The sequence below is a fragment of the Pseudomonas sp. IC_126 genome (assembly GCF_004331835.1).
Classification (GTDB): Bacteria; Pseudomonadota; Gammaproteobacteria; order Pseudomonadales; family Pseudomonadaceae; genus Stutzerimonas.
In genome coordinates this window covers 1138591-1151723 of record NZ_SJSS01000002.1, presented here as the reverse complement: position 1 = coordinate 1151723, position 13133 = coordinate 1138591, and the positions used below count along the sequence as shown (strand labels likewise).

The window sequence follows — 13133 nt, the reverse complement described above, 5'->3', positions numbered from 1 at the left end:
GCAAAGAATACCGACTCGCGGACAGGATAACCAACAGGTGTGGCCCCAAGTCACCCCGGGGCAAATCCGATAGGTCAGCCGTCAGATCTGAGGAGGCGCAGCGACAACCGCGGCACCCGTTTCCGCAGTGGCCAATGCGTCGAGCACAACCGACAACTCTTCGTGCCAGTCATGCGTAGCGATGCCAAAGGTTGTTTCGAATCGGGTGCAATCGAGCACGGACCAGGCCGGCCGACGCGCGGGCGTCGGGTATTGTGCGGTCGTGATCGAAGATACCTGTGGTTGTTTAGGAAGCATGCCCTTGACTGCTGCCTGGCGGAAAATCTCTACAGCAAAATCGAACCAAGTACAGGGCGAACGGCCGCTGTAGTGATAGAGCCCCCATGCAAGCGCGCCTTCACGTGCATATCGCTGAGCCAGCTGCAGTAGCACATCGGCAATGCTGCCGGCCTGGGTAGGGCAGCCAAACTGATCAGCGACCACCGAAAGCGAGTCACGCTGACGCCCCAGGCGCAGCATCGTCTTGACGAAATTGTGGCCATGCGCGCCATACACCCAGCTGGTTCGCAGAATCAGATGCTCATCCAACACAGCCCGGATGGCCTCTTCACCAGCCAGCTTGCTCGCACCGTATACGCCCGTTGGTTCGACTTCGTCTTCTTCGCGGTAAGGCTCTCGGGCTTCGCCGGAAAACACGTAATCAGTGGAGATGTGCAGCAATGGGATGCAGGCATACCGGGCGGCTTCGGCCAATCTGGCCGCCCCCTCACGGTTCACTGCGAACGCCTGCTCGCTATGCGTCTCGGCGTTGTCGACATGAGTGTAGGCGGCCGCGTTGATGATCATCCCCGGCTCGAGCAGGGCTACGACAGCTGCCACCTGATCAGCATCGGTAATGTCCAGCTGCTCCCGGGTCATGCTAAGCGCCTCGAGACCATACTTATTCGCACGGTCTACCAACTCGTGGCCGACTTGGCCACCGGCACCGCATACAAGGATTCGCATCTGGTTATCACCTCATTCAAAGCTCGCTAGTAACGGCAAGCACGATTCGTAAAGCAGATTCGATACAGGCCCATCGCGCTGAAACCGCCGGGATAGCGCGGCTCAAGCACATTCAGGCCAGCATAAACGAATTTTGTTCCGTCGAAAGCAAGGCTGATAAGAATTATTCCCAGCTCGTCGGAAGCATGGCGGGACCGTGATGACAACTTCATGAAGACAATTCGCAAGCGGGCGGTGCCAACACGCGTGAAACTCGACACCGCCGGTGGGGACCAATCTGAAAGAGGTGGTGTTATGGCGGAACCTACGGCGTGCCCAAGCCTGTAGGCCTCGCATCGTTCATGCTTGTGGAGGAATCGTTATGCCTAGAGGTGAAAAATCCAAGTACACCGATAAACAGCAACGCAAAGCCGAACATATCGAACAGAGCTATGAGGAGCGCGGTGTGCCCGAGAAGGAAGCCGAAGCACGTGCGTGGGCCACGGTGAACAAGCAATCTGGCGGCGGCGAGCGCAAGGGTGGGTCGGGGCAGAACAAAAGCGAGACAGCCAAGCGCGCCGACCGCAAGGATTCTTCTCATCGCGCAGCGAAAGCACGCTCCGGCGATTCACCCAACAAGGGCTCGGCGCGTAGCAATCGCTCCGGCAGTAGCTCGCTCACCGAACTGACGCGGGACGAACTGATGCAGAAAGCCCGTGAGCGTGACGTCCGCGGTCGGTCGAAGATGCGCAAGGACGAGCTGATCAAGGCACTCAGCTGATGGAAACCGACATGCATGATCCCGATCCGCGGGACGATGGAACGCCGAGCCCCTTTCCAGATCCAGAGCGCAAGGAGCCCGATCAACCGGTGCCTATCGAAGACCCCGACGACCCTGATCAGTCGGAGAAAGGCGGAGCCGGCTAAACTTTCCAGCTCCTCATCCATCACAGCTAAAGCCCAGCGAGACGCCAACAGGCGCGGCGGTATGGCTAAACAGCCCTATTGAATTCAGGAGACCGTGATGAGCTATGTACAACTGAGCGACAAACAGACCTTGCGCGAGCGTGCCCGGCAGCATGTCGAAAACGGTGCGGTGACCGAAAGCTATTCAGCAGACCGCGACACCGTGATCAATCTGCTCAACGAGGCATTGGCCACCGAGCTGGTCTGCTACCTGCGCTACAAGCGCCATTACTACATGGCGACTGGATTGAAATCGAGCGTTGCCGCAGCAGAGTTCCTTGAGCACGCCAACGAAGAGCAGGAACATGCCGACCGACTGGCCGAGCGTATCGTGCAGCTGGGCGGCGCACCAGACTTCAATCCGGACAGCCTTACCGAGCGATCACATGCGCAATATGCCGAAGGCAACGGCCTGCGCGACATGGTCTTCGAAAACCTGGTTGCCGAGCGCATCGCCATCGACAGCTACCGCGAGATCGTTCAGTACATCGGCGACAAGGACCCAACCACACGACGGATCTTCGAGGATATTCTCGCGCAGGAAGAAGAACACGCCGATGACATGGCCAGCCTGCTCGACGGCATGAACTGAGACTGCAAGCTGCAGCCTGCAAGGATTGTCGGATCGATGGAGGACGCTTAGATACCGGCGGGTGTCTAGAAAAGCACGGTCAAGTGTGGCCCGTAGATGAGGTTGGCGCGCTTGAAGCTTGAAGCTTGAAGCAAAAAAAGGCCACCCGAAGGTGGCCTCAAAAAGGAAAGGAGAGTACTGCTCAGCCGGCAGCTGCCGGGCGCATGTAGGAGATCGGTGCGGTCTGGGAATCATCGAATGTCACCATCTCCCACGCGTCCTTCTGTTCCATCAAGGTGCGCAGCAAACGATTGTTCAATGCATGTCCGGATTTAAAGCCGCGGAATTCGCCGATCAAACTGGTGCCCAGCAAGTAAAGATCACCGATCGCATCGAGAATCTTGTGCTTAACGAACTCGTCCTCATAACGCAGGCCGTCTTCGTTGAGCACGTGGTCTTCGTCAACCACAATCGCGTTTTCAACGCTTCCACCCAAAGCCAGATTGTGCGAGCGGAGGAACTCGATGTCGCGCATGAAACCGAACGTCCGTGCACGACTGACTTCCTTGACAAAGGAAGTGCTGGAGAAATCCACGCTGGCGGTTTGGGTGCGACCGCGGAAAACCGGATGGTCGAAGTCGATCTCGAAACTCACTTTGAAGCCTTCGAATGGTATGAACGTGGCGCGCTTGTCGCCGTCCTCCACCGTGACCTCGCGGATGATGCGGATGAATTTCTTGGGGGCGTCCTGCTCCTGCAGGCCGGCTGATTGAATCAGGAATACGAAGGGGCCAGCGCTACCGTCCATGATCGGCACTTCCGATGCGGAAAGCTCGACATAAGCGTTATCGATGCCAAGTCCAGCCATGGCCGAAAGCAAATGCTCCACCGTGTCGACTTTGACGTCACCGCTTACCAGCGTGGTCGACATGGTTGTCTCGCCGACGTTCTCGGCCCGTGCGGCAATCTGCACGGGCGGGTTGAGATCGGTGCGACAGAACACGATTCCAGTATCCACGGGTGCCGGCTTCAGGGTCAGGTATACCTTTTCCCCCGAATGCAGGCCGACGCCAGTGGCGCGAATGATGTTCTTCAAGGTGCGTTGTCTGATCATGGCTTGGTTTCGCTATTGCGCTGTTGCGAATGGTTTCCAACAAAGGTGGCGATCATAGCAGAACCCCAGTTTGCTGAATACCAATCAACCCAATACTCCTGATAAATCAAATCAATCAGCCTGGCGACGCAGGAAGGCCGGAATATCAAGGTAATCCAAATCCTCCTGAGGATTCATTTTCGCCGCAGTCGCCACGTTGGCCTGATTGCGCATGATGGTCGGGCGGTCCAAATCACGGTAGTTCACCGCTGCCTGATCCTGACGTGGAGCCGGCGCTGCCTGCGGCGCGACCGCAGCGGTCTGCAGGGTATTGTCGACAACCTTGACCGGTTTCTCATTACGCGGGCCGAGTCCCGTAGCGACGACGGTAACGTGCAGTTCGTCGAGCATATCGGGATCGATCACAGCACCCACTTTGACGGTCGCTTCATCGGACGCGAACGCCTCGATGATCTCGCCGACGGCAGCGTACTCACCGAGCGAAAGATCCAGACCAGCGGTGATGTTGACCAGAATGCCGCGAGCACCCTGCAGATTGACGTCTTCCAGCAGCGGGTTGCGGATAGCCGCCTCGGTGGCTTCGCGAGCGCGGTTGGGGCCGGTTGCGCAACCCGTACCCATCATCGCCATGCCCATTTCACCCATGACGGTTTTCACGTCGGCGAAGTCAACGTTCATCAGGCCGGGGCGCTGCATGATGTCGGAAATGCCGCGCACGGCGCCGGTGAGTACGTCGTCGGCCTTGGCGAAAGCCGCGAGCAGGCTCGCATCCTTGCCCAGGATGGTCAGCAGCTTTTCGTTGGGAATGGTGATCAGCGAGTCGACACACTCGGAGAGCTGACGAATGCCCTCATCGGCGACCTGCATGCGACGACGCCCCTCGAACGGGAACGGGCGAGTCACCACTGCTACGGTCAGAATGCCCATTTCCTTGGCAACCGAAGCGATGACCGGCGCGGCGCCGGTACCGGTACCACCGCCCATGCCGGTGGTGATGAACACCATGTCAGCGCCCTGCAGCACCTCGGCGATGCGCTCGCGGTCATCCATGGCAGCCTGACGACCAATATCAGGATTGGTGCCGGCGCCCAGGCCTTTGGTAATAGCGGAACCCAACTGCAGTACGGTCCGCGCTTCAATTTTCTTCAGCGCCTGAGCATCGGTGTTGGCGCAGATGAATTCGACGCCTTCGACGCTGTTGCGCACCATGTGATTGACGGCGTTGCCGCCGCCTCCGCCTACGCCAATGACCTTAATCACTGCACTTTGCGGGGTATGATCTACGAGTTCGAACATTTCCCTCTCTCCTTCCAGCTTTCTAGTTGTGGTTACTGCTACTGCCGCACTGCTCAGAAATTGCCTTGGATCCAGCTTTTGAGCCGGTCCACGACAGATGTTTTGGGTTCTTCGGCGAAGTGGCCGAGACCGGACATGGTCGTGCCATCGGTCTGCTTGCGCATGCCGTACAGCAACAGGCCCACGCCCGTTGAATAGATAGGATTGCGGACCACATCCGTGAGTCCGTTGATGCTGTGCGGTACGCCCAGGCGCACTGGCATGTGAAAGATTTCCTCGGCCAGCTCGACGGCGCCTTCCATCTTCGCCGTACCGCCGGTGAGAACGATCCCTGCCGGGACCAGATCCTCGTAGCCGCTTCGACGCAGCTCAGCCTGGATCAATGTAAAGAGTTCGTCATAACGCGGCTCCACGACTTCGGCCAACGCCTGGCGTGAGAGTTCCCGCGGCGGACGATCCCCGACGCTCGGTACCTTGATGGTTTCGCCGGGGCCCGCCAGCTTGGCCAGCGCGCAGGCGTAGCGGATCTTGATCTCTTCGGCGTACTGGGTCGGCGTACGCAGAGCCATGGCGATGTCATTGGTGACCTGATCACCGGCGATCGGAATGACCGCGGTATGCCGAATCGCGCCTTCGGTGAAGATGCAGATGTCGGTGGTGCCGCCGCCGATATCCACCAGGCAGACGCCCAGTTCTTTTTCATCGTCGGTCAGGACGGCGTGGGCCGATGCGAGTTGTTCCAGAATGATGTCGTCGACTTCCAGGCCGCAGCGACGTACGCACTTTTCGATGTTCTGCGCTGCGTTGACGGCGCAAGTAACGACATGAACCTTCGCTTCCAGACGCACGCCGGACATGCCCAACGGCTCACGGACGCCCTCCTGGTTATCGATCACATAATCCTGCGGAAGCGTATGCAGCACCCGCTGATCCGCCGGAATCGCCACCGCTTGTGCGGCATCGAGCACGCGTTCGAGATCCGCTGTACTGACCTCGCGATCCCGGATCGCGACGATACCATGGGAGTTGAGGCTGCGGATGTGATTGCCGGCCAGACCGACGAAGGCGGAGTGGATGCGGCAGCCGGCCATCAGCTGCGCTTCTTCGACGGCACGCTGGATCGACTGAACGGTGGACTCGATGTTGACCACCACGCCCTTCTTCAGGCCACGCGACGGATGGGTGCCGATCCCGACGATTTCGAGTTCGCCGTCCGGCGTCACTTCGCCTACCAGCGCCACCACCTTGGATGTGCCGATGTCGAGGCCGACGATCATCTTGCCGCTTTGCACGCTAGACATGTGTTTCATTCCTCAATTCTTCGCAACGACGGATTCGTCCGTCGTGGTCGGGCTCGGCTCGCGCCACGCAACGGCCAGGCCATTGGCGTAGCGGAGGTCGATCCGCGCAATTCTTTCGCTCTCCGGCGCCAGCTCCTGCTGATAGATGGCCGTGAAGCGCCGCATTTTTTCGATTATCTGATCCCTTCCCAGTAACAGCTCGACGCCCTGCCTGGTCGTCAAGAACCAGCTGCCCCGAGCCCGCAATTCCAGACGGGCAATGGAGAACCCGAGCGGCCGAAGCATCTGGCTGAGCATCTGGTATTGCTGCATCACTCGCTGCTGGGCCCGTTTCGGACCATGCAACTGCGGCAGGTGTTCATACTGAGCTAGGTCATTGGGCGCAAAGGCCTGACCGTTGTTGTTCAACAGCGCCTCATCGCCCCAACGGGCGATGGGCAATTGCTCATCGAGGCGCACCATGACCTCATCCGGCCAGATACGGCGTGCTTCCACGTGCGCGATCCATGGCATCTGCTCCAGATCGCGACGCAGGGCATCGAGATCGACCTTGAAGAAACTGGCCTCGACGAACGGAGCCATGCGCGCCTGCACGACCTGTTGATCGACATAGCTCAGCTCGCCCCGAACACTGACCTTGGCGATGGGCCGATCGGCATAAGGCGCGAGCCGCTCGCCCAGTTCGTAGAGCCCGACCACCAGCGCAACCAATAGCACCGGCCAGAGAACACGCTTGAGCGAACTCAGGCTTGGGCGCGGCAGGCGCGCTGAAAGCGGTTCACGTTGCACCAGCCGGCTCGCACCCCGCTGCGCCGGTTTGCGCGAAGCGCGGCCGGTAGCGGGTTGCGAGTGACGTAGCGTGGTAATCATGGATCAGTTACCTGCCGCCAGGCTGGCATCGAGAATGGCCAGCACCAGCTGCTGGAAATCCAGCCCAGCCGCGCGCGCCGCCATCGGCACCAGACTGTGATCGGTCATTCCCGGAACGGTGTTAACCTCCAGCAGCCAGAAGGCGCCGGTGCTGTCCTGCATGACGTCGACACGCGCCCAGCCCTGAATACCCACGGCCTCGCAGGCACGGGCGGAAAGATTTTTGAGTTCTTCTTCCTTGGCCGCATCCAGACCGCAGGGAATGCGGTACTGGGTATCGCTGGCCAGATACTTGGCGTCGTAGTCATAAAAGGTGCGCGGGGTACCCAGCCCGATCGGCGGCAAGACCGAACCGCGAAGCGTGGCGACCGTGTATTCCGGCCCTTGAATCCATTGCTCGACCAACACCTGAGAGTCATAGGCACTGGCAGCGCGCCAAGCGGCAATCAGCTCGGCGATGCCGCCGACCTTGGCCATGCCGATGCTGGAACCTTCATGCGCGGGTTTGACGATCAGCGGAAAGCCCAGGCTGTCGGCCGCAGCGTGACAGTCAGCCTCAGTCGTCAGCACGGCATGGCGCGGGGTTGGCAGACCGAGGCTCTGCCACACCTGTTTGGTGCGCAGTTTGTCCATGGCCAGCGCCGACGCAAGAATGCCACTGCCGGTATAGGGGATGCCGGCGCACTCGAGCAGGCCCTGCATGCTGCCATCTTCGCCGCCACGGCCGTGCAGCACGATGAAGGCGCGGTCAACATGCTCGCTGTTCAGGCGAGCCAGCACATCATCGCCAACGTCGATGCCGAACGCATCGACACCCGCCGACTGCAGCGCGCCCAGTACGGCAGCACCGGACTTCAGCGACACTTCGCGTTCGGCACTCTTGCCGCCGAACAGCACGGCAACCCGGCCGAACGCCTTGGGATCACGGGTCGATTGCAGGCCAGTCATTCACTCTTCCTCGCGGCATCGCCAGCAAACAGGGGACTGTTGATCAATTGGGGAGCCAGTCCGCCGATGTCTCCGGCGCCTTGGCAGAGCAGAATGTCGCCGGCGCGCAGCAGCGGTTTGACCAGCGGCGCCAGTTCGACACCGCGCTCGATATAGATCGGATCGAGCTGGCCGCGCTGACGAATGCTGTGGCACAGGTGGCGGCTGTCGGCGCCAGGAATCGGCTCCTCGCCTGCCGGATAGACCTCCATCAGCAGCAGCACATTGGCATCGGTCAGCACCTGAACGAAATCGTCGTACAGATCGCGGGTTCGGCTGAAACGATGAGGCTGATAGACCATCACCAGACGACGCTCGGGCCAGCCGCCACGTACGGCCTGGATCACCGCGGCGACTTCACGTGGGTGATGACCGTAATCGTCGACCAGCATCACACTGCCGCCATCCACCGGCAGCTCGCCATAGACCTGGAAGCGTCGGCCGACACCTCCAAACTCCGACAAACCCTGGACGATGGCGCCATCATCGATGCCCTCGTCGGTCGCGATGGCGATCGTTGCCAGCGCATTGAGGACGTTGTGCTTGCCCGGCATGTTGACCGAAACATCGAGCGCATCGCAGCCATCGCGCAGCACCGTGAAGTAGGTACGCATGCCTTCCTGGCGGATGCTGACGGCCCGCACATCGGCATCTTCGCTGAGGCCATAGGTGGTGATCGGGCGGCCAATCTGGGGAATGATCTCGCGTACCACCGGATCGTCTACGCAGAGCACCGCAAGCCCGTAGAACGGCAGGTTGTGCAGGAACTCCACGAAGGTGCGCTTGAGCTTGCCGAAGTCACCGCCATAGGTGCTCATGTGGTCGGCATCGATGTTGGTGACCACGGCGACCATCGGCTGCAGGTGCAGGAAGCTGGCGTCGCTCTCGTCGGCTTCGGCAATCAGATAGCGACTGCTACCCAGCTGCGCATTGGTTCCGGCCGCCGTCAGGCGCCCGCCGATGACGAAGGTCGGATCGAGTCCGCCCGCAGCAAACACCGATGCCAGCAGGCTGGTCGTGGTGGTCTTGCCGTGGGTGCCGGCAACCGCAATCCCGTGGCGATAGCGCATCAGCTCGGCAAGCATCTCGGCACGCGGCACCACCGGGATCCGCTGTTCAAGCGCAAATGCGACCTCGGGGTTGGAGGCATTCACCGCACTGGAAACCACCAGCACATCGGCCCCGGCCACATTGCCGGCCTGATGTCCGATATAGATTTGCGCACCGAAATTCTGCAGACGCTCGGTGCTAGCCGATTCTTTCAGATCCGAGCCGGAGACGTCGTAGCCGAGATTCAGCAGGACTTCTGCGATGCCGCACATGCCGACGCCGCCAATACCGACAAAATGAATCCTGCGGATGCGGCGCATGCGACGTACTTCGGCCTTAACCGCTGCGGGAGACTTAGCCATGCGCCACCTCCAGGCAGATATCAACGACGGTACGGGTGGCGTCCGGCCGAGCCAGGCGGCGTGCCGTGGCCCCCATGGTCTTGAGTTTTTCCGGCTGCATCATTACCTCGGTCAGCTGCGCGGCCAGCGCGGCAGCATCGGTCTTTGCTTGTAGGAGAAGAACGGCTGCGCCCTCCTTCGCCAGATATTCGGCGTTGCGGGTCTGGTGATCGTCGATCGCATGGGGCAAAGGCACCAGGAACGATGGCAACCCGGCCGCGGCCAGCTCACAGACGGTTAGCGCACCCGCGCGGCAGATCACCAGGTCGGCCCAGGCGTAGGCACGGGCCATGTCTTTAATGAAGGGAGCGACTTCGGCCTCGACACCCGCGGCGGTATAGCGCTCCCGGGTGATGTCGGCGTGCTGCTTGCCCGCCTGATGGAACACCTCGGGACGCAGTTCCTGCGCCAATTGGCCGAGGGCTTCGGGCAACAGTTTGTTCAATGGCTCGGCGCCCAGACTGCCACCCAGCACCAGCAGACGAGGACGACGCCCTAGCAGCGTTTGCCGGGGCGTTTCGAGAAACAGTTCATGGCGCACCGGATTACCGGTCGTGCGGCGCTTCGCGCTGTTGGCGAAGGTATTCGGAAAGGCCTCGCAGACCCGCTGCGCGAACGGCACCAGACTACGATTGGCGGTCCCAGCGACGGCATTCTGCTCATGGATCACCAACGGCACACCGGCCAGCTTCGCGGCCAAACCGCCTGGACCCGTCACATAGCCACCGAGCCCCAGCACGCAGACCGGCTTGAGCTCCCGCATGATCCGACGGGCTTGCCCGAGTGAACGCAGCAGCTGGAAAGGAGCCTTGAGTAACGACGCCACGCCTTTGCCCCGCAGCCCGCTCACTTGGATCAGATGCAGCGGCAGACCGGCGGCCGGCACCACTTCGTTCTCGATCCCGCGAGGCGTGCCCAGCCAATGCACGCTGTAGCCGCGGCTCTGGAATTCATGCGCACAGGCCAGCGCCGGGAAAACGTGCCCGCCGGTGCCGCCGGCCATGATCAGTACGTTAGCGGCCATGGGCGACCCCCTTGACCTTGGATTCCGGCACTTCGGCGAAGTCTTCTTCGCTGAACTCGGCGTCTTCGCTACCCAATACGGTGCGGCTCTCCCACTCGATACGCAGCAACAAAGCCATGCTGGCGCAGGTCACCACCAGCGAACTGCCGCCATAGCTCAGGAATGGCAAGGTCAGCCCCTTCGTCGGTAGAAGACCAACGTTCACACCGACGTTGATCAGAAACTGTCCGAGCCACAAAAACGCCACGCCCCAGGCGATGTAAGCGGCGAAGAACTGGCGTGCGCGCTCGGCTGCCAGCCCGATATACAGAGCGCGTACGCCGACGAAGGCGAACAGCAAAATCGTTAGCAACGCACCGACCATGCCGAGTTCTTCCGCCAGCACAGAAAACACGAAATCGGTATGCGCTTCAGGCAGGTAGAACTGCTTCTGCACGCTGTTACCCAGACCGACACCGAGCCATTCGCCCCGCCCGAACGCAATCAACGCCTGGGTCAATTGGTAGCCGGCACCATACTGATCAGCCCAGGGGTCGGTGAAGGTGATCAACCGCTGCAGGCGATACTCCTGAGTCTGCACCAGGATGAACACCGCGCCGACCGCCAGCAGCACCAGCAGGCTGAAGCGGATCAAGCCGACACCACCGAGGAACAGCATCGCCACCGCCGCGCCCATCATGACGACGGTCGCACCGAAGTCGGGCTCGAGCAGCAACAGCATCGCCATCGGCAGCAGCACCAAGAATGGCTTGAGAAAGCCCCAGAGGCTTTCGCGTACTTCTTGCTGACGGCGCACGAGATAACCGGCGAGATAGACCACGACGAAGAGCTTGGCCAACTCCGACGGCTGCACGTTGAAGGCGCCGAAGCCGATCCAGCGCATGGAGCCGTTGACCTCGCGACCGATGCCCGGAATCAGTACCAGGATCAGTAACGCAAACGCGGCTAACAGCAGCATCCAGTCCGACCGCTGCCATACGGACAAGGGCACCAACAACACGGCCGCCGCGGCCCCCAGACCGAGCAGCACGTACACCAGATGGCGAACCATGTGGTACAGCGAATTGCCGGCATTCACCGCAGCGACCTCCGAGGACGCTGAGGTAATCATCACGAGCCCCAGGCCCAGCAGCGCCAGACAACCCGCGAGCATCGGGAAATCGAGATCCAGGCCACGGCGGCTGAATAGCGGAGAGGGCGCACTGCGCAGGAACGCGAGCATCAGTTGAGCGCCCCCACCGCAGCGGCGAACTGACGTCCGCGATCTTCGAAATTGACGAACATGTCGAGGCTGGCGCAGGCCGGCGACAGCAATACCGCATCGCCAGACTGCGCCAGCTCGGCCGCCTGCTGCACGGCCTCCTGCAGGGTCTGGACACGGTGAATCGGCGCGGCACCATCGAGCGCAGCCGCGAGCAGCTCGGCATCACGCCCCAGCAGAACGACGTGGCGGCAGTGATGCGAAACCGGGCTACGCAGCCCCGAGAAATCGGCACCCTTGCCATCGCCGCCGGCAATCAACACCAGCTTGCCGTCGATATCGCTGCCCAGACCATCGATGGCGGCCAGCGCAGCGCCCACGTTGGTCGCCTTGGAGTCGTCGTAATAATGAACGCCCTTGCGCTCACCCACCCACTGGCAGCGATGGGCAAGACCGGCGAAGCGGCGCAACGTAGCGAGCATCGGTTCGAACGGCAGCCCCGCCGCATGCCCTAGGGCCAGAGCGGCCAGAGCGTTGGATTGGTTGTGCGCACCGCGAATCTTCAACTGATTAGCAGGCATCAGAGCATCGAACTGGAAGGCCAGATACTTTTCCCCGTTCTCCTCGAACAGCCCAAAGCCCTTGAAGTCAGGTTTGCCAAGGCCGAACGACCATGCCGGCACGTCATCACCGATCAACGGACGGCTCAGACGATCGTCACGATTGATCACGACTTGCCGTGCGCCGCGGAAAATCCGGTGCTTGGCCTGGTGATACGCCGGCAGCCCTTCGTAGCGATCCATGTGGTCTTCGCTAATGTTCAGGCAGGTCGCAACCTGTGCGTTCAGCTGATCGGTGGTTTCCAACTGGAAGCTGGAGAGTTCCAGCACATAGAGCTCGACGTCGTCGTCAAGCAAATCCAGTGCGGGGGTTCCGAGATTTCCGCCCACCGCGACCTTGCGACCGGCTGCGGCGGCCATCTCGCCGACCAACGTGGTTACGGTGCTTTTCGCATTGGAGCCGGTAATCGCGATGATCGGCGCCTTGGCTTCGCGAGCGAACAGCTCGATGTCGCCTGACAGCTTCACGCCTCTGGACGCGGCAACTTGAAGCGCCGGTGTGCTGAGCGGCAGGCCGGGGCTGACCAGCAGTTCGCTGGCGCGGCAGAGAAACTCGGCATCAAGCTCGCCACAACGGACTTCGACGTCCGGATACTGTGCTCGCAGAGTGGCCAGTTCCGGCGGATTCGCGCGCGTATCGGCCACGGCAAACGGCACGCCACGGCTCGCCAGATGGCGAACTAGGGACATGCCGCTCTTGCCGAGACCGACGACGATGCGGAACTGATCGGAAGCGATGAGCACTCTT

13 protein-coding genes are annotated in these 13133 nt (G+C 61.1%); 3 read left to right on the top strand and 10 right to left on the bottom strand.

Translation table 11 applies throughout. The features are described 5' to 3' along the window. Positions 1 to 81 precede the first annotated feature (81 nt). Positions 82 to 1005: a dTDP-4-dehydrorhamnose reductase gene (gene rfbD / locus E0D86_RS10655; RefSeq protein WP_131649963.1), complete on the bottom strand. Its 924-nt coding sequence runs from the start codon at positions 1003 to 1005 to the stop codon at positions 82 to 84. Between the two features lie 361 nt (positions 1006 to 1366). On the opposite strand from rfbD, the gene E0D86_RS10650 reads away from it, so the two are divergent. From E0D86_RS10650 to E0D86_RS10645, 3 genes are all read left to right on the top strand, one after another. Next, positions 1367 to 1765 carry a Rho termination factor N-terminal domain-containing protein gene (locus tag E0D86_RS10650; RefSeq protein ID WP_131649962.1) on the top strand — a complete coding sequence of 133 codons (399 nt, stop codon included), beginning with the start codon at positions 1367 to 1369 and terminating at the stop codon, positions 1763 to 1765. An 11-nt stretch (positions 1766 to 1776) separates the two neighbouring features. After that, positions 1777 to 1911 carry a hypothetical protein gene (locus E0D86_RS21590; RefSeq protein WP_256681178.1) on the top strand — a complete coding sequence of 45 codons (135 nt, stop codon included), beginning with the start codon at positions 1777 to 1779 and terminating at the stop codon, positions 1909 to 1911. A gap of 97 nt (positions 1912 to 2008) precedes the next feature. After that, on the top strand, positions 2009 to 2542 hold the full coding sequence (locus E0D86_RS10645; protein ID WP_131649961.1) for a bacterioferritin: 534 nt from the start codon (positions 2009 to 2011) through the stop codon (positions 2540 to 2542). 181 nt (positions 2543 to 2723) lie between these two features. Here the strand turns inward: E0D86_RS10645 and lpxC are convergent, their stop codons facing one another. From lpxC to murD, 9 genes are all read right to left on the bottom strand, one after another. Continuing rightward, entirely contained in the window at positions 2724 to 3635 is a 912-nt protein-coding gene (gene lpxC, locus E0D86_RS10640) for a UDP-3-O-acyl-N-acetylglucosamine deacetylase (protein WP_131649960.1), read from the bottom strand. A 111-nt stretch (positions 3636 to 3746) separates the two neighbouring features. Further along, on the bottom strand, positions 3747 to 4931 hold the full coding sequence (gene ftsZ / locus E0D86_RS10635; protein WP_131649959.1) for a cell division protein FtsZ: 1185 nt from the start codon (positions 4929 to 4931) through the stop codon (positions 3747 to 3749). A gap of 53 nt (positions 4932 to 4984) precedes the next feature. Then, the gene (gene ftsA / locus E0D86_RS10630) at positions 4985 to 6232 is read right to left on the bottom strand and encodes a cell division protein FtsA (protein ID WP_131649958.1); all 1248 of its coding nucleotides are present in this window, start codon (positions 6230 to 6232) and stop codon (positions 4985 to 4987) included. A gap of 12 nt (positions 6233 to 6244) precedes the next feature. Beyond that, the gene (locus E0D86_RS10625; protein WP_131649957.1) at positions 6245 to 7102 is read right to left on the bottom strand and encodes a cell division protein FtsQ/DivIB; all 858 of its coding nucleotides are present in this window, start codon (positions 7100 to 7102) and stop codon (positions 6245 to 6247) included. A 3-nt stretch (positions 7103 to 7105) separates the two neighbouring features. Next, a complete protein-coding gene (locus E0D86_RS10620) occupies positions 7106 to 8050 on the bottom strand; it encodes a D-alanine--D-alanine ligase (protein ID WP_131649956.1) in 945 nt (314 codons plus the stop codon). After that, positions 8047 to 9501 carry a UDP-N-acetylmuramate--L-alanine ligase gene (murC, locus tag E0D86_RS10615; protein ID WP_131649955.1) on the bottom strand — a complete coding sequence of 485 codons (1455 nt, stop codon included), beginning with the start codon at positions 9499 to 9501 and terminating at the stop codon, positions 8047 to 8049. Before murC ends, E0D86_RS10620 begins: the two co-directional genes overlap by 4 nt. Continuing rightward, positions 9494 to 10564 carry an undecaprenyldiphospho-muramoylpentapeptide beta-N-acetylglucosaminyltransferase gene (murG, locus tag E0D86_RS10610; protein ID WP_131649954.1) on the bottom strand — a complete coding sequence of 357 codons (1071 nt, stop codon included), beginning with the start codon at positions 10562 to 10564 and terminating at the stop codon, positions 9494 to 9496. Before murG ends, murC begins: the two co-directional genes overlap by 8 nt. Further along, positions 10554 to 11786 (bottom strand): putative lipid II flippase FtsW, encoded by a 1233-nt coding sequence (gene ftsW / locus E0D86_RS10605; protein WP_131649953.1) that lies wholly within the window; start codon positions 11784 to 11786, stop codon positions 10554 to 10556. Before ftsW ends, murG begins: the two co-directional genes overlap by 11 nt. Then, positions 11786 to 13129 carry a UDP-N-acetylmuramoyl-L-alanine--D-glutamate ligase gene (murD, locus tag E0D86_RS10600; RefSeq protein WP_131649952.1) on the bottom strand — a complete coding sequence of 448 codons (1344 nt, stop codon included), beginning with the start codon at positions 13127 to 13129 and terminating at the stop codon, positions 11786 to 11788. The genes ftsW and murD overlap by 1 nt, the downstream gene beginning before the upstream one ends. Between the last annotated feature and the right edge of the window lie 4 nt (positions 13130 to 13133).